Here is a 23,442-nt window from a genome sequence, read left to right as displayed (position 1 = left end):
CGCCCACATGACCTGCCAGGAACTCGATCGGCTGCTCTATCCGTACCTCGACGGTGAATTCCAGCCCGAGGAGCGGATGGATCTCGAAACCCACCTCTCCGGGTGCGCTGACTGTCAGCGCCGCGTCGAGGAGGAGAGGCACATGCAGCAGGCGCTGCGGCGTGCCGCGCGCCACTCCGTGCAGGGGATGCGGGCTCCCGCGTCCCTGCGCGCCGGCATCCAGATGGGGCTCCACCGCGAGCAGCGCCGCGCCCAGTACGGCGTGTGGCTGCGCGCGGGGGCCATGGCCCTGGTGGTGGTGACGGTGGGCGGCGGCTGGGTGGCGTACCAGTCCGAGCAGCGCGAGCGCTCCGCGCGGCGCGAGGTGGTGAAGCACCACAGCAAGATTGTCGGGATGCCCTTCGACTTCGACGCGAAGGACAGCTCCCCCGAGCAGATGGCCGAGTGGGTGCAGAGCAAGGTGGACCGCCGCGTCACCCTGCCCCAGCTGCCCAACGCCAAGCCCCTGGGCGGGCGCCTGTCCATCCTCAATGGCCGGGAGGTCGCGTACATCAGCTACGAGACGCTGCCGCGGCACGAGGGAGAGCCGGGCCGCCGCCTCGGCGTCTTCGTGCTCCCCGACGGAGAGCCGGGGCCCAGCGTCCAGCCGCTGGAGGCGGTGGAGGTGGCGCCCACCGAGGGCTTCAACGTCGTCACCTGGCGGGACGCGAAGGACGAAATCGTCTACGAGATGGTGACGGACATGGACGAGGACGACATCCGCCGGATGCTCGCCGCGCGCGACAGCGGCGCGACGCTCGCCCAGAAGCAGCCGCCGGTGGAGACCGAGGAGCCGCTCTTCTCGCATCCGCCCGCCTCACGCCCGCAGCAGAGCCGCCCCTTCTCCGTCGCACCGGCGACCTACTCCCGGTAGCGCCGCCCTCCGCGACGTCGAGAAACGTCTGCTGCCTGACGCCTGCCCGCCCGCCGGGCAGCCGGGATTCCGTCCGGTCCGAACATTGACGGTCCCGTGCATGGCCGATAGCCTCGACAGCGTATTTTCCCTTGCGCGCCGCCGCCTGTGTGGCGCACCCGCGCGCACCGCACTTCCAGGACGGGCCGTCCCTCCATGTCGAAGAAAATCCTGATCGTCGAAAGCGACACCGCCCTCTCCGCCTCCCTGCGCCAGGCCCTCGAGGGCCGGGGCTTCACGGTGGACGAGACCACCGACGGCAAGGGCAGCGTGGAGCAGATCCGTCGCGACCGGCCGGACCTCGTGGTGCTCGCGGTGGACCTGTCCGCCGGGCAGAACGGGTACCTCATCTGCGGCAAGCTGAAGAAGGACGACGACCTCAAGAACGTCCCCATCGTCATCATCGGCAACCCGGACGGCTTCGCGCAGCACCGCAAGCTGAAGGCGCACGCGGACGAGTACGTCGCCAAGCCGGTGGATGCCGCGCTGCTGGTGGAGCGCGTGGGCGCGCTCATCGGCTTCCCGGAGTTATCCGCCACCGAGGACGTGGTGGACGAGAGCCTCACGCTGGACGCGCTCGGCGACGAGCCGATGACGGCGGACTTCGGTGAGGAGATCTCCGTCGACACCGGCGAGGAGGCCGCGGTGCAGGGCGAGGAGCTGGACCTCGACGCCGCCTTCAGCGACATGTCCGCGCCGGAGAGCGAGCCCGCCATCGAGGAGGAGCCCGTCGTCGCTCCGCCCGACGCGGTGGTGGAGGGCGTCGAGGAGGACTTCGCCTCGCTGGACTCGCTGGGCACGGACGCGGACGACGCGCTGGACTCGCTGGATGACTCGGAGAAGACGGTGGTGGGCTTCATGCCCGCCCCCGCGCCGGTGAAGCCTCCGGAGCCGGTGAAGCCTCTGGAGCCCGTGAAGGCCCCGGAGCCCGCGCCCCGCGCCGTCACGCCGCCCCGCGCCGTCATGCCGCCCGCGCGCACCACGGCGCCGGCGACGGCCCCCGCGGCCCCTGTCACGTCCGCCGCGGATGCCGCCGAGCTGCGCAACCTGCGCGCGAAGGTGGCCGAGCTGCAGGCGTCGCTGGAGGACTCGCGCGGCGTGGCCAGCCAGGCCGACGACCGCGTGCGCGAGCTGGAGGCCGAGCTGGAGAGCAAGGCCACCGAGCTGGAGACGGCACGCGCGGCGACCGGGAAGAACGACAAGGACACCTTCGCCCTGCGTGACGCCGTCAACAAGCGGGACAAGGAGATCCTCCGCCTCAAGACGGAGCTGAACCAGAAGGACCAGGAGATCGTCGAGCTCAAGGACCAGCACCTGGAGCTGGAGCAGAAGTCCAGCACGGCCGAGTCCGAGATTGCCCGCCGCGACGCGCAGATCAAGACGCTGACGTCCAAGGCGGACACGCTGGCCGCGGAGCGCAAGCGCGTGGACCAGCAGCTCGCCACCGCCAAGGAGGAGGCGCGCGGCGCCACCGCGCAGCTGTCCGCGCTCCAGGCGGAGCTGGACCAGCACCAGTCCCAGGCGCAGGCGTACAGCGCGGAGCTGGAGGAGCTGCGTGGCCGTACCGGTCAGCTCGAGGCGGACGTGCAGGCCGCCCAGGAGGAGGCCGAGGCGCTGCGCGCCCAGGTGGACTCCGCCCAGCGCGACGCCGAGGCGCTGCGCGCCCAGCTCGAGCAGGCCCAGACGGAGCTGTCCGAGCAGAGCACCCGCGCGGCCGACGAGGCCGACGAGCTGCGCAAGCGCATTGGCGAGCTGGAGGCCGCGGCCGTCCGGAACGAGGAGCGCGTGACGAAGCTCTACGCGCGCATCAAGAACGACGAGAAGCTGCGCGAGAAGACGAAGAAGGCCATCGCCATCGCCCAGCAGCTGCTCGACGAGCCCGCCTCCGCCGTGGTGGACGACGCGGACGAGGCCGCGGCCTGAGTCACACCCCGCCCCGGGCCGCCTGAGGCGGGAGCCCGGGGCACTCCCCCCGCCGCTACTCCTGCTTCTTCGGGGCGGTCTTCTTCTCGTGCAGCTTCTTCGCGAAGGACTGCACGGCGGCGGGCACGTTCTTGTCGCGGCTGAGGTCCTTCAGCTCGGCGTCGCGGAACGTGTTGAGGAACCGCATGGTGACGGTGAGCGGCACCTTGGGGTTCTTCACCAGCGCGAGCTTCACCTTCTGGTTCTTCGTCCACTCGCGGTTGTTGTAGATGACGCGCAGCACGTCATCCATCATCGCCTTGTTGGCCGCGCAGGACAGCACCTCGCCGTCGGTGATGCGCGGGCTGCGGATGACGGCCACCGCCACCAGCTTGTTCGTCTCGCGGATGAGCGCGCCACGGGCCTCCTTGTTGCCCAGCGTGGCCAGCTTGATCTTCTCCGCGATGGACATCTTCATGATGCGCTGGGAGAGCGTCAGGCGCTTGCCCTCCTCCATCGGCGCGGCGCCCTCCTCCGCGGCCTCCTGGAACTCCTGGAGGACCTGCTCGGCGGTGGGGCCCGGGTCCGGCGGAGCCGCCGCGGCCTGCGGGCCGAAGACGCGCACGCGCGCCGTCTGCATCTGCGGCACGTCCGCCATGATGAGCCCGCTGCGCACCGCGAAGTCGCAGACGCTGTCGGTCAGCGTCACCGGGACGTTGGGGTTGGCGCACAGGTTGCGGAGGATCTCCTCGTGGCGCAGCAGGCGGAGCTGGTTCTGACCGATGGTCTCCGCCAGCTTCCCGCTGCAGTCCTTCGCGACGTCCGCGACGGCCTCGTCCGGGGTGCTGGCGTTGAGGACCAGCATCTCCGCGTAGGCCTCCTTGCCCTTGAGCAGGCCCAGGAAGAAGCCCAGCACGGGTGGCTGCACCTCCTCGTCGCGCACGGCGGAGCCGAGAATCTTGTCCGGAAGGCCCGCGGCCGTCTTCGCCGCCGTCTCGCGCACCGCCGCGTCCGGGTCGAAGGTGAGCATGAACAGCGCGCCGAGCATGTCGGACGGGCTGAGCGGCACCAGCGACTTGGCCGCCATCATCCGCAGCGGCACCGGCGCGGCCGGGTCCACGTGCTTGCGCAGGTTGGGCGGCAGGAACTCCGCGTTGAAGGGGCAGCCGGGAGGCGGCGCCGGGACGTTGTTGGGGGCGGCGGTGGTCATGATGCGTGATTCCTTCCGTAGATGATTCTCAGGCCCTCGAGCGTGAGGAACTCGTCCACCTCGTGGATGGCCCTGGACTCGCTCGCGACGAGCGCGGCCAGTCCTCCGGTGGCGACGACGCGCACCGGGAAACCCAGGTCCGCGCGCATGCGGTCGCAGATGCCGTCCACCAGTCCCACGTAGCCGTAGACGAGGCCGGACTGGATGGAGTGCACCGTGTTGCGGCCGACGACGTGCGGGGGCCGCGCGAACTCCACGCGCGGCAGCTTGGAGGCATTCTGGAACAGGGCCTCCATGGCGATGTTGATGCCGGGGCAGATGGCGCCCCCCAGGTACTCGCCCTTCGGCGAGACGGCGTCGAACGTCGTCGCGGTGCCGAAGTCCACGACGATGACGCCCGAGTGGTGCTTCTCGTAGGCGGACACCGCGTTGACGATGCGGTCGGCGCCCACCTCGCGCGGGTTGTCGTAGAGGATGGGCATGCCCGTCTTCACGCCCGGCCCGACGAACATGGGGCGCGTGCGGAAGTAGCGCTCGCTCATCTTCTCCAGGTTGAACTGGAGCGGCGGCACCACGCTGGACACCACCACCGCGGACACCTTCGCCGCGTCCACGCCGCTGTGGACGAAGAGCTGGCGCACCAGGATGCCGTACTCGTCCGAGGTGCGTCGGGTGCTCGTCTCCACGCGCCAGTGGTCCAGCAGGCGCTTGCCCTCGAACACCCCAAGGACGGTGTTGGTATTGCCAACGTCGATGGCCAGGAGCATCACGCCGCGCACTCTAGCGCGAAGACCGCGTCCACGGGCTTCACACCCCGCTCCTACCCGGCGCGCGGCTTCCGGGGCCGGAGCTGCTCCACGTCCCCCGCGAGCACCCGCTCGAGCGAGCCCCCCACCGTCCGCACCAGCAGCGCCCCGGAGGGGTCGATGTCCTCGGCCACGCCTCGCAGCTCCTGCCGGTCCGTGCGCACCAGCACGTCCTGCCCCAGCGTGGAGGACAGGGCCTTCCAGCGTGCACGCACCGCGTCGAAGCCGTCCTCCAGGTACCTGTCGAGCCACTCCTCCAGCCGCGTCCAGAGGGCGGCGGCGAAGCGCGCCCGGGGCACGGGCTTGCCGGTGGCCAGGGACAGCGAGGTGGCCATGGACCGCAGCTCCTCGGGGAAGTGCTCGGTCCGCGAGTTGAGGTTGACGCCCACGCCGACCACGACGAAGTGGACGCGCTCGGGCTCGGCCGACAGCTCGGTGAGGATGCCTGCCACCTTGAGCCCGTCGAGGTGGACGTCGTTGGGCCACTTGATGGCGGCGTCGGTGCCCCAGTCGCGCAGCGTCTCCGCCAGCGCCACGGCGGCCACCAGCGTCAGCTCCGGGGCGCGCTGCGGCGGCAGCTCCGGGCGGAGGATGGCGGAGAAGTACAGGTTGAGGCCCGGCGGGGACACCCAGACGCGGCCCCGGCGCCCCTTGCCGGCCGTCTGCTGCTCGGCCACCACCACCTCGCCGTGCTCGGCGCCGTCCTGGGCCAGCCGGAAGGCCACCTCGTTGGTGGAGCCCACCGAGTCGTGGTGGTGGATGGCACGCCCCAGCTCACGGGTGGAGAGCAGCGGGGACACTTCCAGCGAGGTGAGCCGGTCCGGGACGCTCACCAGGCGGTAGCCCCGGGACGGCACCGCCTCGATGCGGTAGCCCTGGGTGCGCAGCGCTTCCATGCGCTTCCACAGGGCCGCACGGGACAGGCCCAGCTTTCCGGAGAGGGCCTCTCCGGAGGTGTAGTCGCTGCCACTCTCGGAGAGGAAGCCCAGGATGAGCTCCTCCTGCGTCTGCTCGGTCGACTCGACGGGCATGGCAACACCTCGGCTGAGACCTCCAGGGTACGGAGGGGCGGCCGGGCTTTCAACCGGCCGGAGGGGCCTCGCCACCCTGCCCGGCGCCGCCGGTGGAACGGAGCTTCCATTCCGTCAGCTCCAGCCGGGCCTGGGGGATGCGCTGGCCCTTGGCCTCCACGTCCACCTCGATGCGGACGATGCCCACGCCGGAGGCGAAGGTCTGGGTGTTGACCAGCGTGGCATCCGCGTCGATGCGGTTGCGCGCCTCCACCTGGACGCAGTTCTGGAAGGTGCCCGCGGGGGCCTCGCAGGGCACCCCGGCCTTGAGGATGCGGTAGCGCTCCGTGGACGACACGGACACCACGTTCGTCCACGCATGCCCCTCCTGGACGGGCCCGCGCAGCAGGTAGCGCTTGGCGTCCCTCAGGCCGTAGCCGTCCACCGCGAGCTGCCCCTTCCCGCTGTCGTGGAAGTAGCCGTTCTCCTCGCGGAGGATCTCCACGGTGACGGTTTTGTCCTCGGCGCCGTTGATGCGGTACTTCCAGCGGTTGCCCACCGCGAGCGGGTAGTACTCGGACACGTCGTTGGGAGTCCGTGTCACGGGGGCCGGCTCCACATTCTTCGAGCAGCCACTGCCCAGCACCAGGGCGGCCAGCACGGCCACCCCGCCCACGCCGAATGAACGCTTCATCTCGATGTCAGTCCGCGTGGTCCGGGCCACGCGCCTCCGCGGTTGGGGGCCTGCGTGATGCGTAGAGGGTGTCCAGCGCCTGCTGTGCCGCGGCCTGGACGGCGGGCGCGTCGTGTCCCTGCGCCACCGTATAGAGGTACGCCTCCGCCTCCGGGCCGCCAATCTCGCCCACGGCGAAGACGATTTCCTGCACGAAGCCGACGTCGCGGCCCCGCGCCAGGTCGATGAGCACGGGCACGGCGACACGCGCCTTCATCTCCACCAGCGCGCCCATGGTCTTCCGCACGCCGTCGGCGTCGGTGGCTTCCTTCAGTCGCTCGATGAGCAGCGGCGCGGCGGCGGGGTGCTGGCGCTCGGCCAGGGTGCGCAGTGCGAATTCGCGGATGCGCGAGTCGTCGGCCCGCAGGTCCTGCACGAGCGCCTCGTCGGTGCGCTCCAGCGCGGCGAGCTGCAGCACCGCGGAGTCCGTCACCTGGCGCAGCACATTCTGCAGCGCCGCGCGCATGGCGGCCTGCCGCCCGGCGGGCGTGTCCTCCAGCACCGGCGCCTCGCCCAGGCCCACGACTTCATAGTGCTGGGGAAGGTCCCCGCCGAAGCGCTCCAGCTCCAGGTTGGCGCCCACCTCGGCGAAGCTGCGCGGGTCGCCGTCCTTCAGCACCTCACGGGTGAAGGGCACGTCCAGCGTCAGGCGCCAGGGGCGGGGGGCCTCGCGAGGCGGCTTCTCCGCCTTCGACTCGAAGCGGCCGGAGGCCTTGAGCGCCTCCGTGAACAGCTCGGCGACCCCTTCCGGGGCGAGGCCCAGCAGGGCGTTGTCCCGCAGGGTGGCGCCGGAGACCTCCACCGGCGCTACCGGGTAGCGCGGCGCCTGCGAACGACAGGCACCGAGCAGGACGACGCAGGAGGCGAGCACCAGGGCCGGCTTCATCGCCCCTCCAGGTTAACACCTGGGACGCGAGCGCGCCGGCCATTCCCTCCCCTCCTGGAAGGCCGTGTCAGCCCTCGCCCCCTTCGGACGAGCCCGGGGCGGGCGGAGGCGTCTCCCGACGCTCCCGGGCCTCTCGCACCTCCTGCGACTCGCCGGCCTGGACGGGCTCGGTGGGGGCAGGCGTGGCGGGCTCCTCCACGGGAGGAGGGGCATCGACCGGCGCGGTGGCCTGGGGAGGCTCGATGGCGGGCTCGATAGCGGGCTCGGCGCCAGGCTCCGTGGCGGGAGCGGCGGTGGCCTCGGTGGCTCCAGCGGCGTCGGAGGCCGTGGAGGGCACGGCTTCAGAAGAAGCTCCACCCTCCCCCGTGGCAGGCGCGGCGGTGGCCTCACCCGTCGGAGCGGCAGCCTCTCCACCCGGAGCGGCGGTCCCCGCCTCCCCGTTGGGAGAAGCTCCCGGCGCGGCGGCACCCGCCTCACGGTTGCCACGGCCGCGGCGGCCCCGACGACGGCGGCGGCGGCGCTTGCGGTCACCCGCGGCGGCCTCGGCACCACCCTCGCCAGCGGCCCCTTCGGGACGGGGGGCGCCGGCCACGAAGGCGCTGGCGGCCTCGAGGTCGTCGTCCTCACCCTCGTCGTCGTCCTCGCCCTCCTCGTCCTCGCCCGCCTGCTGGGCAGGCGCGGAAGGCGCGGCGGCGGGTGCGCTCGCCCGGGCCTCGGCGGGGCCGGCGGACGGGGTCTCCGCGTCCTCGGCCCCCTCCTCGGTCGTCTCCTCGCTCTCGCGAGCCTCCCGGGCCTCGCGCTCGCGGCGGCGCTTCTCGCGCGGGCGCTCACGCTCGGTGGCGGCGGCCGGGGTGCCCTCGGCGGACTCCTCCCCCTCGCCCCGCGCCTGCTTCTCGCGCTGGCGCTCCTCGCGGCGCTTCTGGGCCTCCTCGGCATCCAGCTTCGCGGCCTCGAAGAACTTCTCGTCGACCTCGTACAGCTCCACGCGGGTGACGGTGACGGCCGTCTCTGCCTCGAGGAACTTCTCGCCCAGCGCGTCGCCGCACCAGAGCATCACCAGCGAGCCGTTGGCCTGAGCCTCGGTGCGCGCGTCGCCGCGCACGTCCCCGGCGCTCACCAGCAGGCCCACCTGCGCGGAGTAGTGGCCCAGGTCGCGCCGCAGCTCCTGCACGCTCTTGCGGTCGATGGCCGGCGCGCCCTTCAGCATGCGCACCGCGTAGCGCAGCTCCACGCTGCCCTCGCGCTTGCGCGCGGTGAGCAGGGGGCCTTCCTTGGAACGCTTGGCCACCTTCAGCTCGCGGAAGCCCAGCCCGTGCATCATCTTCACCACGGACTTCTCGAACGTGCCCACGTCCAGCTCGCCCAGGCGCTTGCGCAGCCCGCGCGCCACGGCCCGGCGCGCGTCCTTGAGCGTCGTGCGCAGCGTGGTGAGCAGCGTGGCGTCCGCCAGCGGCTCGGCGGCGGCTCCGGCGGCCGGCTTGCCCAGCAGCGGACGTCCGGACTCCAGGGGGATGCCCAGCGCCTGTGCGAAGGCGGCCTGCAGCTCCAGCGGCGGGGCCTCGCTCGGCGCGCCCGCGCGCTCCAGCGACACCTCGCCGGAGTCCTTGTTGAAGGCGTACTGCGGCCGGCGGCCCGCGTCGATGCGGCGCTGGTTGTCCTCCAGCAGCGCGGTGAGCACCGCCTCCACCGTCGTCTCCTCGGCGCACAGCTCCTTCGTGCGGGCGCGCTCGATGATCTGCTCGGTGCGCAGGGCGACTTCCGCCTCGCTGAGGATTTCGAACACCACCTCCGGCAGGGGCGGGAAGCGCTTGCGGCGCCCTCCCCGCTCCTCGTCCTCGTCGCGGCGGCGCTTGCGGTCGCTGCCACGGCCCGCCACCCGCACGTTGTCCGTGCGAGGTTCAGGGTGGCGCTCCGCCGGCCGCAGCGGCGGCAGGTCCTCTTCCGGATGCGGCTCCACCACGCCCGTCTGCGCCAGGGCCTCCACGTCCTCGGGAATCGACCAGTCCACCAGGGCGAAGGTGTCCTTCGCCGTGACAATCACCTTGCGATCCCGCGTGCGGCGCGCCATGGCAGCAAGGCGCGACAACATCGTCACTTCGGGCGTCTTCCCTACGTGGGAGAGCAGGCTCTGTTGGATGGACTTCTCAGTGATTTCGAGAAAATGGAGGGGACGTCCTTCGCTCTCCAGCACTCGGAGCGCGGCCTCGTAGAATGTCATCGAGTATTCCCCAAGAATTCCGAACGGTTACAAAAATGTAGGTCCGTATGGGTGGCGGATGCTAGCCATCGCTAAACTGGCTTGTCAACGAACGGAAGATGACCCGCGGAAGATGACTCGCATACGCATCGGACAGCGTTGGAAACGCGAACCCGCGGCTTCCCCGCTCGATTCCATCGCACTGGAATTGGACGGGGTGGACCTTCTGTCCGGGGCCGTGGAGGAGTCTCTAGCAGAAGTGGTGCCCTCACTGGTGCGCTCAGTTGCTGCCATTTATGGCGGACGGCGGCGGCTTGCCCAGGTTTCGTTGCCGGAAGCACACCTGGAGCTGGTGCTGCGGCGGGTGGGCCCGGAGGTGGAGCTGCTGGTGGCCAGCCTCGCCCGCCCCGCCCGGCTGCTGCGGCCCCCGGTGCGCGTGGACGTGGAGGAGCTGGCCGAGGCGGTGCGCGAGGGCGGAGAGCGCTTCCTCGCGGACGTCACCCGGGTGGGCCCCAGGGGGCTGTCCAGCTCGGTCGCCCAGGCGCTGGGGGAGCCGCTCAAGGCGCTGCGCCGGCCCGGCCGACCTCCCGAGGAGACCCCCGGCCCGGCCTCCCTGAAGCGGGTGGAGCCGCCTGAAGTCCCCGGCTTCGGCTTCGAACTGCGAGACGCGGGCGCCGCCTCGGGCCGCGCGGGGGAGCGGGGCACGGCCGGGACGCTGGCGCCGCTGCTGGCCGCCGGGGAGGTGTGGCTGTCGCTGCCGGGCCGGCCCGAGGCCTGGCGCGTGCCGGGGCCGCCCTTCCTGTCGGTGCTGGAGCTGTCGCGGCAGGCGGTGGAGCTGGCCCGCGCGGTGGAGCTGGGCGAGGAGCGCTTCGAGCTGGCCCCCGCGGGCGCGCGGCCGGCGCTGGTGCTGGACCTCAAGGCGGGCAAGGCGAAGCCCGGGCGCACCGGCACGCCCTTCCCGCTGGAGGGAAAGACGCTGGCCGGCGCCCTCTTCCACCTGGGCGAGGCCCTGGCCGCGGCCTTCGCGGAGGCGGACCGGGCCCAGGTGGGCAACCCCTACCTGGTGGAGCTGGCGGAGCGCTGCCGCGAGGGCCTGTCGCACCTGCGCGGCGCGGTGCAGCCCCCCGAGGCCGAGGGCGCGGCCCGCGAGCGAAAGGCCCGCGCGGGCCGGGGCACCTCGAAGCCGCTGAAGGTGCCCGGGCGGCTGCGCCGGCTGCGCTTCGACAAGCTGTGGGAGAAGCGGGGGCTGGCGGACGCGGAGGAGGCGCGGCTGCTGCTGGGGCGGCACGGGCCGGTGTACTGCGCGCCGCAGCTCGCGTCGGCCTTCTCGCGCAAGGACGGCGCGCTCCTGTGGAAGCGCGCGGCGGCCCTGGGCGTGGCGGCGTCGGCGGACGGGCACGCGGTGGCGGCGGACATGACGCGTGTGTACGGCTTCACCGGCCGGGGTGCGGGCGCGCGCTGGCTGCACGACCACGACGGCATCCCCCTGGGCCCGCTGCTGCTGCGCAAGGACGGGCTCTTGCTCACCCTCTCCGAGGACCGCACCGTGGTGGCCTTCGCCGAGGCCACCGGCCGCGAGGTGTGGCGCCTGGCGCCGCCCCGCACGCAGCGCAGCTGGCTGTCCACCCAGGGCCACCGCGCGCTGGTGGGCACGGACTCGGGCTACCTCTATGGCCTGGACCTGGGGGACGGCCAGGTGCGCTACCGGATGCGCGCGCCCATGCCCTTCCACTGCGCGCCGGTGCCGTGGGGCCGGCGCTTCCTGGCCATGCTGGGGCGGGGCTCGCACTGGGCGGTGCTGCTCGCGGACGCGCACACCGGCGAGTCGGTGTGGACACACGAGCCCGACCTCACCCACCCCTCCCTGCCGCTGCCGGTGGGCAACCGCGTCTTCCTCGCCGGAGAGCGCGAGCGCGAAGGCACGTTGCTGTGCCTGGACTCGAAGGGGCGCCGCGTCTGGGAGCGCCCCCTGAACCTGGGGCCGGGGCCCTATGCGCTGGCGCCGCTGCCTCGCGCGGTGGTGGTGACGAGCGCCTCCGGGGCCGCCGCGCGCGTGTCCGCCTCGGGGACCGTCGACTGGCGCGTGGGGGCCGCGGGCGAGCCGCTCATCGGCGCGCTGCCGGCCCGCACCGCGCGGGGCGTGACGCTGGTGCCGGGGGAGCGGGTCCGGGCAGTGGACCCGCGCGGCGGGCAGGTGCTCGCGGAGGTCCGGGTGGGCGTGGGGCTCGTCGCGCTCCAGGCGGACGTGCGCCTCAACCTCTACTTCCTGGACGACGCCGGCACGCTGTCCGCGTACCGGCTCGCTTCACACTTCACCGTGGTGGAGTGAGCGCGGGGGCCTCTCGCGCTCACCCTCCCCGGCGGACGGCTACTCGTTCTTCGCCGACTTCGGGTCGATCTCCTCCTCGGGACGCTCCTCCTGGGTGGCGCCCTCCCAGGACTCGCCGGCGCCCAGCTTCCACTCGGAGGGCACGTCCAGCTTCCACAGGTAGGTGGCCGTCGCGTCGCCGCCCGAGGCCGAGCGCGAGGAGACGTTGATGGTCATCTCCATCTTCGACACCTCGTTGGGCATCAGGTCCAGGTCGTAGTGCCCCAGCACCATCTGCGGGGGGAACTGCGCCACGAAGCGCTCCGGGTGGTCCACCTTCATGGACGGGTCGGCGCCGCGCATCTCGCCCAGCAGCTTCCCCTTCGCGTCGGTGAGCTTCCACACCGTGTCGAAGGTGGCGCTGGTCACCATCTTGCGCACCTTGCCCTCGTCCTTGAGCGAGCGCTGCGCGCCCCAGAGCGCCAGCTGCAGCCGCACCTGCGGCTTGCCCATCACCATCACCACGTCGGAGGACACCACGTCCAGGCGCATGCCCTTGTCCGTGGCCGTCCACACCGGGCTGTAGCGGCCCTCGCGCAGGCTGTCGAACGTCTTGCGCGTGTACTCGTAGAAGGCCTTCTTGTCTCCGGCGCGCTCGTCCTTGCTCGCCTCGGCGCGCTTCTCCAGCTCCTGGAGGTAGCCGTCGAACTGCTTGTTGCCGGCGAACTGGGTCAGGTGGTCATCCACCTGCTGGAAGTACGTCTTGAAGAAGGGCTTCAGCTCGTCGCGGTAGGCCGCGTCGTTGGGGTTGGTGCGCATCCAGCCGACGCGCTCCAGGTACTCCGCCTGGATGCGCTGCGCGTCCGCTTCACGCTGCGCCTCCCGGGCCCTGGTGCTGGCGGTGCGGTAGCTCATGACGGCGGCCAGCAGCACGCCCGCGATGATGACGATGACTCCGAAGTAGCGCTTCACGAGGCTGGCTCCTGTGCGTTGGAGCTGGCAGTGATATGAAAATTCCCCACCGTGATCCAGGCCACCGGCACCCACCTGTTCTCCGTGCCGCTTCCCTTGGAGGAGGGGGAGCTGCTGGGCAATCCCCAGGTGGCCTGGCAGACCTACGGGGAACCGTCCGACGGCAAAGCGGTGGTGTTGCTGCACGACCTGTCCCACTCGCACCGGGCGTTGGGGCCGGAGGAGGACAGCGCCTACCAGCCTTCCGGGTGGGCAAGGGCCCTGGTGGGCGCGGGCCTGGCCCTGGACCCGGAGAGCATGCCGGTGGTGGTGCCGGGGCTCTTGGGCAGTCCCTTCGGGACCACGTCGCCTGCCTCGGTGGACCCGGCGACGGGTGAGCGCTGGGGCCTCAACCTTCCGCCCCTCACCGTGCTGGACATGGCGCGCGGGGTGTCCGCGTCGCTGCGCGCGCTGGGACTCACCCGGGTGCGCGCGCTGGTGGGCGTGGGACTGGGCGGCAAGGTGGCGCTGCGGCTGGCCGCGCTCTTCCCGGAGCTGGCGGGCGGCGTGGTGACGCTGGGCACGGCGCGCGCGCTGCCGGAGGGCGTGCGCGAGAAGCTGGGCATGGCGTGGCAGCTGCTGCGCGCGGACCCGGACTTCCGTGAGGGCCTCTACGGGCCTGACGCCATGCCGCACAAGACGATGCGCCGGCTGCGCCTGGACTTCCAGAAGCTGCTGTACGGGCGCGAGCACCTGGCCGCGCGCTGGCCGGACGCCGAGGCGGCACGGAGGGCGCTGGAGGCGGAGGCGGACGCCTTCGCCGACGTGTTCGACCCGGTGTCCTGGGCGATGCTGTGCTCGGCCTACGCGGGCAGCGACGTGGCGGACTGCTTCTCGCAGATTCGCGCGCGGGTGCTGCTGGTGGCCGGGGCCACGGACGCGCTGGCGCCGGTGAACCGGGTGCGGGACACGTACCACCTGCTGAGCGCGGCGGGCGTGAGCGCCCGCTTCCTGGAGCTGCCGGGACCGGGGGACCACGGCGCGCTGCTGGACGACGCGGAGCGGCTGCACGTGCCGCTCAGCGACTTCCTGCGGCGCTGCTGACCGGACTACTCGGTGGGCGGAGTGCCGGAGAGCTTCGCGCGCAGGGCGCCCACCAGCATGCCGATGGCTATCTCGTTGTTGCCGCCGTGCGGGATGATGATGTCCGCGAAGTGCTTGGACGGCTCCACGAAGCCCATGTGCATGGGGCGCACGTGGCGCAGGTACTGGCTCACCACGTGGTCGAAGTCGCGGCCGCGGTCCTTGATGTCGCGGGTGAGGCGGCGAAGGATGCGCAGGTCGTCGTCCGCGTCCACGTAGATCTTCACGTCCATCTCGTCGCGCACCTCCTTCATGTGCAGGACGAGGATGCCCTCGATGAGGATGAAGTCCCCGGGGTCCACCCGCATGGTGCGCGGCTGGCGCGACGACGTGACGAAGTCGTAGACGGGCTTCTGGATGGCCTTGCCGGACTTCAGCTCGCGCAGGTGCTGGACGAGCAGCTCCGTGTCGAACGCGTCCGGGTGGTCGAAGTTCACTTCGCGCCGGTCGGCGAGCGGGAGGTCCTTCAGGTCCCGGTAATACGAGTCCTGATCGATGAAGGCCACGCGACAGTCGGCCAGTGCCTCACGGACCTTGCGGGCCACGGTGGTCTTGCCGGACGCGGTGCCACCCGCAATGCCGACGACGAGGGGGGACGCCATGGTCGCGCGGACTACCCTACCGGGCGGGCCAGCGCAAGGCTCCAGTCCGATTCCAGACGAATCACCCCCGGCGGATCAGCCCGCGCCCCTGGGCCTCGGCGAGCAACCCGGGAGGAACCTGCTCCACGGGCATGGGCAGGAAGGTCAGCTTCCGAAGCCACTCGGCCAGTCCAGGCGTCACCGTCACCACCTCGTGACCCGCGGCCCGGCGCCGGACGACGAAGTGCCAGGGCCCGGGGCCCGGCCTGCGCGCCACCTGGGCCAGCGTCTCCAGGCCGGACACCTCCAGCGTGCCGCAGGCCCACGCACGCGCGGTGAGATGGCGGCGCACGGCGCGCGCGGCGAAGACCAGCTCGGACAGGTCCGCCGGGAGCGAGCCCGGCCTCACCTCCTCCACCAGGCCCACGTGCCCGGGCCCTGGCGCGGGCACCCGCCGCATGAAGAGCGTGGGCAGCAGCATCTCCAGCGCCAGCGCCGCGGAGCCGCCCTCGTCGGGCTGCTCGCGCAGCCGGCGCATGGCCCACACGGCGAAGGCCTGCCCCAGCGAGCGCCCTCCCCCACCGAACAGCCCCCGGAACTCGCGCGAGCCGGTGAAGGCCGCCAGCCCGTCCCGCGTCCCCGCGAGCAGCAGGCGCGTGAGCGGCCAGTCCCGGTCCAACGTCTCCGCCACTACGGCCAAGCGGAAGTCGAGGTCGGCCAGCGTTCCCTCCACGTCCTCCACGGAGGTGGGCGGCGCGGCGCCATAGCCCGCGTCGAACAACTCCCACGGCTTGCTGTCGCCCGTCAGCGGCGGCACGGTGACGTCGCGGGGCGCGCGCAGCGTCAGTGGCGGGCGCTCACCCGCGGGGACGAGCTTGCGAAGGCGGCGCAGCGAGACGAGCGCCACCTCTGGCGGATGCCCGTCCCCCTCGAAGGTGACGGCGCGCAGTGAGGGGCAGCGCGGCAGCAGCGACTCCAGCAGCTGGAACAGCTCCTCGCGCACCGGCTGGGTGTGGTCGTCCACGTAGAAGCGGCGCGGACCGCGCGACGTCACCACGCCGCCGGCGATGTGGACCTCGATGACCCTGTCCAGCGGGAAGCCGTCGAGTCCCGCGTCCAGCGGCAGGCCGGCGGAGAGCTGGTGGCTGAGCAGGTGCCCCAGGTCCAGCAGCAGCGGCAGTCCGGTGCGCGCGTGCAGCCGTGCCATGAAGTCCAGCACGTGCCACTCGCCGCGCCGCGCGAGCACGGCGGGGTTCTCCAGCACGAGGGGCACGGAGAGGTGCCGCTGCACGTGGAGCGCATGCGCGGCGCAGTCGATGAGGCCCGCCTCGTTGAAGGGCGGCGTGAAGTAGAGGTAGCCCGGGAAGGGCTGGCCGCCTACGTGCCACCAGCCCACGTCGTTGCCCACCCACGGGCTCTCCACCGTGCGCGCATGCGCGTCCAGCGCCTTCAGGTCCTCCACCGGCTCCAGCTCCGGGCCCCAGAGGTTGAGGTGCACGGGGTGGAAGAGGACCGGCACCTCCGCTCGGCGGCGCCACATCTCCGGGAATAGCGACGCATGCGCGCGGGCCTCGTCCAGCGAGAGCGGCGCGCTGTACTCCACGTAGTCGAAGAGGCCCGGCACCTCATCCAGCAGCCGGTAGGGCTGAGGCACGTCCGCCGTGCTCAGGTTGCTGCTCAGCCCCAGCCCTCGCCAGGGCAGCGTCCACGTGTCGCCGTCTGCTTGCGTCATCCCATGAACCTAGACGCGCTCCGCGGACACCGCCACGGGAGCCGTGCCTGCCTGTGGGATTGCGGGCGCCACATGGCCCACCCCAGGCGTCCCCTGACGGCAAGGCGCCCGCGTCCTCCGGCACCGACAAGACGTTGCGGCGCTGGGATGTGCCGGAACGCCCGAAACAGGGCCATGTGCTGACCGCGTGGAACCTGTTTCCGCATGCCGTTGTCGGAGTGCCTTGCGAATCCGAACAAGGGAGGCAGGGCATGAGGCGGAGCCAGCTGGCCGTCATGGGAGTCGTGTGCGCGCTCGCGGTGGGAAGCACGGTGTCGGGCTGTAGCTCACGAGACGAGGCGGAGCAGGCTGACTCCACCCATCGAATCGAGGCGAAGCTGGTGAGCCAGAAGGACGCCGCGAAGGTGGCGCCCTCCTCCAGCCCGCCGTCCTCCAGCGCGAAGCCCGTTCTCAGAGCGGCGCCCGACGCGACGCGGGCGATGAAAATCACCGGGAGCCCTGAGCTCTCCGCCCCGATGGGCACGGGCGATGGACAGATGGGAGCCCCCTCCCGGGCCGGCCCCGGCCCCGGCTCCATGCTCGGCCTGCGCGGTACCGCGTCGGGCGGAGGCGGCACGGGCTCGGGCAACGGCATGGGCATGGGAGGCCTTGGCACGAAGGGCCGCGGGGGCGGCACCGTGAGCTACGGCGCCTCCGTCAGCCTGGGCGGCAAGGGCGCCGTCTCGGGCAAGCGCATCGTCACGACCCTCTCCGGCTCCGGTACCGCGGCGCTCGGCGGCAACGTCGCTCCGAAAGAGCCCGAGGCCAACACCGAGGGCTACCAGGACCATGGCGTGAATCCCTTCGTCTCCGCCTCGGAGGACCGGCTGTCCACCTTCGCGGTGGACGTGGACACCGCGTCGTACACGCTGGCGCGGCGCAAGCTGGTCGACGGCGTCCTGCCCCCGCGTGAAGCCGTGCGCGTGGAGGAGTTCCTCAACTACTTCCGCTACACGTACCCGGAGCCCTCCGCCAGCAACGGCCCGCTGGCGGTCCACCTGGACGCCGCGCCGTCTCCGTACACGCCGGGCCGCCACCTGCTGCGCGTGGGCGTGCAGGGCCGCCATCTGAGCATCTCCGAGCGCAAGCCCGCGCACCTCACGTTCCTCGTGGACGTCTCAGGCTCCATGCAGTCACCGGACCGGCTGCCCCTGGCGAAGCGCGCACTGCGGATGCTGGTGGACCAGCTGCGTGACGGCGACACGGTGGCGCTCGTCACGTACGCGGGCAACGTGCGCCGGGTGCTGCCCCACACGGGCATGGAGCACAAGGCGCAGATCCACGCCGCCATCGAGGACCTGTCCGCCGGGGGCTCCACCGCGATGGCCTCTGGCATCGAGCTGGCCTACCAGGAGGCGATGACGGCGCTGGATGGCAGCTCCCTGTCGCGGGTCATCATCCTCTCGGACGGCGACGCCAACGTGGGCGCGACGAGCCACTCGGACATCCTGAAGACCATCCGCGGCCACGTGAAGGAGGGCATCACCGTCACCACCGTGGGCTTCGGGATGGGCAACTACCAGGACACGATGATGGAGCAGCTCGCGGACCAGGGGAACGGCAACCACTTCTACGTGGACTCGCTGCATGCCGCGCGGCGCATCTTCGTGAAGCAGCTCGGCGGGACGCTGGAGGTCATCGCGCAGGACGTGAAGCTGCAGGTGGACTTCGACCCGAAGCAGGTCGCCCGCTACCGGCTCGTCGGCTACGAGAACCGCGACATCGCGGACCACGACTTCCGGAACGACCGGGTGGACGCGGGAGAGATTGGCTCCGGCCACACCGTCACCGCCCTGTACGAGCTGGAGCTGAAGCCCGGCGCGGGCGAAGGACTGGCCACCGTGCGCGTGCGCGCCAAGAAGCCGCGCGGCGAGTCCGCCACCGAGCGCGCGTACCGCTTCCCCGCGAGCGCGCTCGCGAGCACGTTCCAGGAGGCAGGCGCCGACCTGCGCTTCGCGACGGCGGTGATGGGCGCGGCGGAGCTGCTGCGTCGCAGCCCCCACGCAGCGCGCTGGAGCTCCGACTCGGTGCGCGACATCGCCAGGGCCGCCACGCCCGAGGGAAATGCCGAGCGTGAGGAGTTCCTGACGCTGCTGGAGAAGGCCCGCCCCCTGCTTCGGAGCGTCGCGGCGAGGTAGTCCCCGCGCGGCGACTACGCGTCCAACCGGTCGGCGGGAATCACGCCCTGCTCGATGGCGATGGCCCGCAGCCGGGCCTTCACCCGCTGGAACTGCTGGCGCAGCGCCGTGGCGCGGCGGTTCAGCGCGTCGCGGGTGACGGACTCGTCCGGCTCCGCCATCACCCGGGCAATCTCCGTCCACGGCAGGCGCTGGTCCACGCGCAGCATCAGCAGCATCCGCTCGTGGGGCTCCAGCCGCTCCCGCAGCGCGCGGAAGCGCTCCTTCACCGCCGTGCGCTGCCAGGGCTGCGTGTCCGTGCGGTGCCGCTGCGGCTCGTTCGCCGCGGGCTCGCTCACGGGCTGCTCGCGCGACGCGGGCGTGTGGAGCTGGTGGTAGCACGCGTTGCGCGCCAGCCGGTACGCCCACGTCCGGAACGAGCTCTCCCACCGGAAGCCCGGCAACCCCTTCACCAGGTTCTCACTGAAGAGGCTGAAGGCGTCCTTCGCCAGCTCCGGGTGGTGGAGCACGGAGGCCATCAGCCTCCGTATCTCCGGCCCGTACGAGCGCATCGCCAGCTCCACCGCCTCGCTGTACTCACCTTGCAGACAGTGGCCATGCAGCTGCGCCTCCACCTGCTCGCGAGATGCGGGCGCACCAGCTCCCCGGACCTCGTCCGTCTCCACCGTCGGACCCATCATCGCGTCACGCTCCTGCTCCTCGCATGCCGGACGGAGTCACCCCGCCCATCCTGTGACGCCGCCCCTCGTCCCGCCTGCCCGCTCATGCGCCGGGCGCCGGTTCCTCCAGCTGCGTGCCCGGAGTCACCGGCAGCTCCACCCACCGGTGGCCGATGCGGTGCTCCCGCACCAGCCGGTCGTACCCCACCGCCCCCTGGGATGCCGCCAGTCGCAGCGCCCGCGAATACGCCTCGCTCGCCTCCCGCTCCCGGCCGAGCCCATGGAGCGCTTCCGCCTCCAACCCTCGCAGCACCACCTCGTAGGAGCGCTCGCCGGTCTCCTCGGCGAGCATCAACGCCTCGTGCACCGCCACCAGGGCCTCGTGCGACTGGCCCAGCAGCAGGTGGATTTCCGCCAGCATGCCCAGGTCGTGCGGCAGCCCCGCGTTGAAGCCGGCCCGGCGCCACTGCGCCATCGCCGCCTGCATCCGGGCCAGGCCCTCGCGCTCGCTGCCCAGCATGGCCTGGGCCCAGGCGCGCAGCAGCGCGGCCCAGCCCAGCCACAGCCGCAGGTGGTGGTCCCTGGACAGCGCGATGTTGCGGTCGCACAGCTCCAGCACCTCGCGAGGCTCGCGCCGCAGCTGGCCCGCCAGCGCCACGTAGAGCAGCGCGAAGCCCGTCGTGTTGGGGTGGCCGATGTCCATGGCCAGCCGCAGCGCCAGCCGTCCGTGCTCACGCGAGCGCTCCGGCGCGTCCACCACCGCGAACAGCATCGCCGCATACGCCAGGGCCGCCACGCGGGGATTCACCCCGTGCTTCACCGCCAGCACCTGGTGCTGCTCCAGCCCGAAGTCGGAGAACGCGAGCGCCAGCTCCACGTGCTCCAGCGCGGTGGGGACGTTGCCCCAGGTGAAGAAGTCGGCGGCCATCATCCGGTAGCCCAGCGCCAGCAGGTCGCGCTGGCTGTGCTGGCGGCCCAGCCTCACCAGCCGCTCCGCCATCTCGTGTGCCTCGTCCCACCGCGCCCGCGCGAAGGCGTACGCGAAGGGCACCCAGTAGGCGGGCTCCAGCCGGGGCAGGTCCTCCTCCAGCTCGCGCAGCAGCGCCCGCACCCGGGCGTACACCTCCTCGCCCTCCGGAGAGTGGTACCCCTGCACCTGCATCAGCGACCACTGCAGGGAGATGAGCAGCTTCAGCTCCTGTCCGGAGCGCTCGCGCGAGGGCGGCAGCGTGAGCAGCAGCTCCAGCGCCTGCCGCAGGTGGCTGAGGGCTTCCATGTTGGCCGAGCGCAGGCTGGCCAGCTCCCCCGCGCGCGCCCACCACCGGAGCGCCGCCTCCACCTGCCCCGACTCGGTGTAGTGCCAGGCGAGCAGGTCCGGCTGGGCCTCCGTCACCTCGGGGAACTGCTCCGCCAGCACCCGGGCGATGCGCCGGTGGTACTGGCGCCGCAGCAGCCGGGGCAGCGAGTCCGACGCCGCGTCCTGGATGAGCGCGTGCCGGAAGCCGAAGCGCGGCTCCGCGGCCTCCTCCGGCTGGAGCAGCCCCTCCGCGACGAGCCCGGCCAGGTCCTTCCTGAGGGCCGTCTCGCTCCGGCCGGACAGCGAGGCCAGCAGCGCGTGCGGGAAGCTGCGCCCCACCACCGCGCACAGCTGGGCCAGCTCTTTCTGGGGCGCGGGGAGCCTGTCCAGCCGCGTGAGGAGCAGCTCCCGCAGCGACAGCGGCACCGGCGACGTCCACGCGCCCGGGTCCATCTCCTCGTCGGAGGGGCGCTCCAGCACGGTGCGCGTCAGCTCCTCCGCGAACAGGGGCACGCCGTCCGTCTTGGCCACCAGGTGCGCCACCAGCGTCGTTGGCAGCGACTCGCGCCCCGCGGCCTTGCGGACCAGCTCCCCGGCGAGGGCGACCGGCAGCCGCTCCAGCTTCAGCTGGCGGACGTCGGCGCTCGCGTGCCAGGGCGGCCGGAAGTCGGCGCGCGCGGTGAGCAGCAGGCAGGCGCGCATCCGGGGCAGCTTCTCCAGCAACACGGTGAGCAGTTGCAGCGTGGACGGGTCCGCCCAGTGCAGATCCTCCATCTCCGCGAGCACCGGCCGCTCCTCGGCCAGCTTCATCAGCAGGGCCGTCAGCGCCTCCAGCGTCTCCTGCTTCAGCCGGTCCGGTGTGTAGCGCAGGTGCACCGCGCCCGAGTCCCCGGACAGGCCCACCAGCCCGGACAGCACCCACGTGCGCTGTTGGCCCATCCCGAGCGCACCCAGCCCCGCCTCCAGCTTCGCGCGGTGCTGCGTGGGCGTGCCCTCCACGTCCAGTTGGAGCAGGTGCCGCAGCAGCTCGATGATGGGCGCGAAGGCGCTGGTGCTCGACTGGGGCCAGCACTGGCAGCGCAGGCGGATGGCGGTGAAGGGGGACACGCGCTCGCGCACCTCGCGCAGCAGCCGTGACTTGCCCATGCCCGCCTCTCCGGTGACCAGGCCGCACACGCCGTGCCCGCTCCTCGCCTCCTCCCACCAGCCCATCAGTCGCTGGAGCTCCGAGCGCCGTCCCACCAGCGGCGTCAGCGGACGCGCCACGAGCGAGCGGTCGAACCGGCTCGCGGTGCGGCGCGGGCGCAGCAGCTGGTGCACGGACACGTCGCGCACGCCGGACAGGCCGGTGAAGCGCATGGGCGCCATGGCCTGCGTCACGAAGGCGCCGCGAATCAGCATGTGCGTGGAGCCGCTCACGCACACGGTGCCGGGCTCCGCCTGCCGGGCGAGCCACGTGGCCATGCGCGGGGCCTCCCCCTGGATGGACGTGTCGTCCAGCACCACCATGTCCGTGTGGATGCCCACCTTCAGGGCCAGCTCGCGGCCCGGTGGCAGCATCAGCGACTCCTGGAGCGCAGGCGCCACGGCCGAGGCCAGGCGCAGCCCCGCGTTCACCGCGCGCTCCGAGTCATCCTCGTGCGTCACCGGATGTCCGAAGCAGCCGAGCACCTCCTCCCCCACGCACAGGACGACGGAGCCCCCGTGCTCATGGATGACCTCCGAGCAGCTCCGGTGGAACGCGGCCTCCAGCTCGCCCACGTCCTCCGCGTCCAGCCGCGTGGCCAGTCCCGCCACGTCCGCCAGCCGGCAGGCGAGCAGCGTCACCTGCCGCCGCTGCGGGGCCACACTGCCGGTGGGCTGCCTCCGGGGCGCCAGCCCCTCCTCCACCTGCTGCAGCCGCTCGCGCAGCTCCACCGCCGAGCCGATGCGGTCTCCCGGAGACTTGGCCAGCAGCGAGCCCAGCAACCGGTCCACCATCTCGGGCAGCGTGGGGACACGCTCCCTCACCGACGGGGCCGGGTCGGCGGAGGTGACGCGGGCGCGAATCTCCTCGGGCGTGCCCTGATAGGGCGGCTCGCCGGTGAGCATCTCGAAGAGCAGGATGCCGGCGGCCCACAGGTCGGTGCGCGCGTCCTGGGCCTCGCCGCGCCACTGCTCCGGCGCCATGTACGGCGGCGTGCCCGCGGTGGACAGCGCCACGTCGGGCGGCGCGCTGGCGGCGGCGAGCCAGGCGAGGCCGAAGTCGAGGATCTTCACCACGCCCCTGCGGGTGATGAAGACGTTGCTGGGCTTCAGGTCGCGGTGGACGATGTGGCGCTCGTGCGCGTGCGCCAGCCCCGCGGCCACCGCGTCCAGGATCTCCATGGCGCGGCGCGGACCCGGCCGGCTCCGCCGGAGGAGCGCGGACAGGGACTCGCCCTCCAGGCACTCCATGACGAGGAAGGGAACCGGGGGCTCTCCCGGCGCGCTGCTCCAGACGTCCACGTTGAAGATGCGGACGATGTGCTCGTGGTCGAGCTGGGCAATCGCGCGCCCCTCCTGCCGCAGCAGCGCAATCATCGGCGCCTCGGCGAGCGACTCGTGCGGGACGAGGAACTTCAGCGCCACCTTCCGCTGCAGCACGGTGTCCTGGGCGCGGAACACCTGGCCCATGGCGCCGCCCCCCAGCTCCTCGAGCACCTCGTAGCGGCGCCCGTCCCGGTCTCCCAGCCACATGCCCGGCACGGGCAGGCGGGGCGGCACGGAGGAGCGCGCCACCTGCTTGAGGAAGGTGTCCTCGAAGTCCTCCAGGTCCTCGCGGAACTCCTCCAGGCCGAACGACTCCCAGTCCGGCTCCCGCGCTGGCGTGGGGCCTTCCGGTCTCTGCCCGTCACCGGTCCGTTCTGGCATCGCCGA

The 23,442-nt window shown here is 72.3% G+C and carries 16 protein-coding genes; 5 read left to right on the top strand and 11 right to left on the bottom strand.

Features of this window, described 5'->3' with window-relative positions:
* The first annotated feature begins 7 nt into the window (after positions 1 to 7).
* Positions 8 to 913, top strand: coding sequence for an anti-sigma factor family protein (locus tag LXT23_RS11095; RefSeq protein WP_256560716.1), 906 nt, complete (start codon positions 8 to 10; stop codon positions 911 to 913).
* 195 nt (positions 914 to 1,108) lie between these two features.
* Entirely contained in the window at positions 1,109 to 2,875 is a 1,767-nt protein-coding gene (locus LXT23_RS11090) for a response regulator (RefSeq protein ID WP_253980087.1), read from the top strand.
* Between the two features lie 55 nt (positions 2,876 to 2,930).
* Here the strand turns inward: LXT23_RS11090 and LXT23_RS11085 are convergent, their stop codons facing one another.
* From LXT23_RS11085 to LXT23_RS11060, 6 genes are all read right to left on the bottom strand, one after another.
* On the bottom strand, positions 2,931 to 4,064 hold the full coding sequence (locus tag LXT23_RS11085; protein WP_253980086.1) for a hypothetical protein: 1,134 nt from the start codon (positions 4,062 to 4,064) through the stop codon (positions 2,931 to 2,933).
* Positions 4,061 to 4,831, bottom strand: a complete 771-nt coding sequence (locus tag LXT23_RS11080; protein ID WP_253980429.1) for a type III pantothenate kinase — start codon at positions 4,829 to 4,831, stop codon at positions 4,061 to 4,063. The genes LXT23_RS11085 and LXT23_RS11080 overlap by 4 nt, the downstream gene beginning before the upstream one ends.
* 53 nt (positions 4,832 to 4,884) lie before the next feature.
* Positions 4,885 to 5,901 carry a biotin--[acetyl-CoA-carboxylase] ligase gene (locus LXT23_RS11075; protein WP_253980085.1) on the bottom strand — a complete coding sequence of 339 codons (1,017 nt, stop codon included), beginning with the start codon at positions 5,899 to 5,901 and terminating at the stop codon, positions 4,885 to 4,887.
* 49 nt (positions 5,902 to 5,950) lie between these two features.
* On the bottom strand, positions 5,951 to 6,604 hold the full coding sequence (locus LXT23_RS11070) for a hypothetical protein (RefSeq protein WP_253980084.1): 654 nt from the start codon (positions 6,602 to 6,604) through the stop codon (positions 5,951 to 5,953).
* Entirely contained in the window at positions 6,582 to 7,499 is a 918-nt protein-coding gene (locus LXT23_RS11065) for a HEAT repeat domain-containing protein (RefSeq protein WP_253980083.1), read from the bottom strand. The genes LXT23_RS11070 and LXT23_RS11065 overlap by 23 nt, the downstream gene beginning before the upstream one ends.
* Positions 7,500 to 7,566: 67 nt before the next feature.
* Complete coding sequence (locus LXT23_RS11060) at positions 7,567 to 9,717, bottom strand: HTH domain-containing protein (RefSeq protein WP_253980082.1); 2,151 nt, start codon at positions 9,715 to 9,717, stop codon at positions 7,567 to 7,569.
* A 112-nt stretch (positions 9,718 to 9,829) separates the two neighbouring features.
* Here LXT23_RS11060 and LXT23_RS11055 point away from each other — a divergent pair, with 112 nt between their 5' ends.
* Complete coding sequence (locus LXT23_RS11055) at positions 9,830 to 12,025, top strand: outer membrane protein assembly factor BamB family protein (RefSeq protein WP_253980081.1); 2,196 nt, start codon at positions 9,830 to 9,832, stop codon at positions 12,023 to 12,025.
* A 39-nt stretch (positions 12,026 to 12,064) separates the two neighbouring features.
* Here the strand turns inward: LXT23_RS11055 and LXT23_RS11050 are convergent, their stop codons facing one another.
* Positions 12,065 to 12,976, bottom strand: a complete 912-nt coding sequence (locus LXT23_RS11050) for a type II secretion system protein (protein WP_253980080.1) — start codon at positions 12,974 to 12,976, stop codon at positions 12,065 to 12,067.
* A 51-nt stretch (positions 12,977 to 13,027) separates the two neighbouring features.
* Between LXT23_RS11050 and LXT23_RS11045 the strand changes: the two genes are divergently transcribed.
* Complete coding sequence (locus tag LXT23_RS11045) at positions 13,028 to 14,059, top strand: alpha/beta fold hydrolase (protein WP_253980079.1); 1,032 nt, start codon at positions 13,028 to 13,030, stop codon at positions 14,057 to 14,059.
* A 5-nt stretch (positions 14,060 to 14,064) separates the two neighbouring features.
* Here LXT23_RS11045 and udk read toward each other — a convergent pair whose 3' ends face one another.
* Both udk and LXT23_RS11035 read right to left on the bottom strand, forming a co-directional pair.
* Positions 14,065 to 14,700 carry a uridine kinase gene (gene udk, locus LXT23_RS11040; RefSeq protein ID WP_253980078.1) on the bottom strand — a complete coding sequence of 212 codons (636 nt, stop codon included), beginning with the start codon at positions 14,698 to 14,700 and terminating at the stop codon, positions 14,065 to 14,067.
* Between the two features lie 61 nt (positions 14,701 to 14,761).
* The gene (locus LXT23_RS11035; RefSeq protein ID WP_253980077.1) at positions 14,762 to 16,411 is read right to left on the bottom strand and encodes a DUF692 domain-containing protein; all 1,650 of its coding nucleotides are present in this window, start codon (positions 16,409 to 16,411) and stop codon (positions 14,762 to 14,764) included.
* 251 nt (positions 16,412 to 16,662) lie between these two features.
* On the opposite strand from LXT23_RS11035, the gene LXT23_RS11030 reads away from it, so the two are divergent.
* Positions 16,663 to 18,588, top strand: coding sequence for a vWA domain-containing protein (locus LXT23_RS11030; RefSeq protein ID WP_253980076.1), 1,926 nt, complete (start codon positions 16,663 to 16,665; stop codon positions 18,586 to 18,588).
* A gap of 14 nt (positions 18,589 to 18,602) precedes the next feature.
* On the opposite strand, the gene LXT23_RS11025 is transcribed toward LXT23_RS11030, so the two are convergent.
* Complete coding sequence (locus LXT23_RS11025; RefSeq protein ID WP_253980075.1) at positions 18,603 to 19,268, bottom strand: RNA polymerase sigma factor; 666 nt, start codon at positions 19,266 to 19,268, stop codon at positions 18,603 to 18,605.
* 82 nt (positions 19,269 to 19,350) lie between these two features.
* Entirely contained in the window at positions 19,351 to 23,436 is a 4,086-nt protein-coding gene (locus tag LXT23_RS11020; RefSeq protein ID WP_253980074.1) for a protein kinase domain-containing protein, read from the bottom strand.
* Between the last annotated feature and the right edge of the window lie 6 nt (positions 23,437 to 23,442).

It is taken from the genome of Pyxidicoccus xibeiensis, from assembly GCF_024198175.1.
Lineage (GTDB): Bacteria > Myxococcota > Myxococcia > Myxococcales > Myxococcaceae > Myxococcus > Myxococcus xibeiensis.
This window is presented reverse-complemented; position numbering and strand designations above follow the sequence as displayed.

Excerpts from the sequence above, each read along its gene's own strand:
- LXT23_RS11085 (WP_253980086.1), bottom strand. The coding sequence starts at position 4,064 with ATGACCACCGCCGCCCCCAACAACGTCCCGGCGCCGCCTCCCGGCTGC.
- LXT23_RS11080 (WP_253980429.1), bottom strand. The coding sequence starts at position 4,831 with ATGCTCCTGGCCATCGACGTTGGCAATACCAACACCGTCCTTGGGGTG.
- udk (WP_253980078.1), bottom strand. The coding sequence starts at position 14,700 with ATGGCGTCCCCCCTCGTCGTCGGCATTGCGGGTGGCACCGCGTCCGGC.
- LXT23_RS11090 (WP_253980087.1), top strand. The coding sequence starts at position 1,109 with ATGTCGAAGAAAATCCTGATCGTCGAAAGCGACACCGCCCTCTCCGCC.
- LXT23_RS11020 (WP_253980074.1), bottom strand. The coding sequence starts at position 23,436 with ATGCCAGAACGGACCGGTGACGGGCAGAGACCGGAAGGCCCCACGCCA.
- LXT23_RS11055 (WP_253980081.1), top strand. The coding sequence starts at position 9,830 with ATGACTCGCATACGCATCGGACAGCGTTGGAAACGCGAACCCGCGGCT.
- LXT23_RS11035 (WP_253980077.1), bottom strand. The coding sequence starts at position 16,411 with ATGACGCAAGCAGACGGCGACACGTGGACGCTGCCCTGGCGAGGGCTG.
- LXT23_RS11075 (WP_253980085.1), bottom strand. The coding sequence starts at position 5,901 with ATGCCCGTCGAGTCGACCGAGCAGACGCAGGAGGAGCTCATCCTGGGC.
- LXT23_RS11030 (WP_253980076.1), top strand. The coding sequence starts at position 16,663 with ATGAGGCGGAGCCAGCTGGCCGTCATGGGAGTCGTGTGCGCGCTCGCG.
- LXT23_RS11095 (WP_256560716.1), top strand. The coding sequence starts at position 8 with ATGACCTGCCAGGAACTCGATCGGCTGCTCTATCCGTACCTCGACGGT.
- LXT23_RS11060 (WP_253980082.1), bottom strand. The coding sequence starts at position 9,717 with ATGACATTCTACGAGGCCGCGCTCCGAGTGCTGGAGAGCGAAGGACGT.
- LXT23_RS11065 (WP_253980083.1), bottom strand. The coding sequence starts at position 7,499 with ATGAAGCCGGCCCTGGTGCTCGCCTCCTGCGTCGTCCTGCTCGGTGCC.
- LXT23_RS11025 (WP_253980075.1), bottom strand. The coding sequence starts at position 19,268 with ATGATGGGTCCGACGGTGGAGACGGACGAGGTCCGGGGAGCTGGTGCG.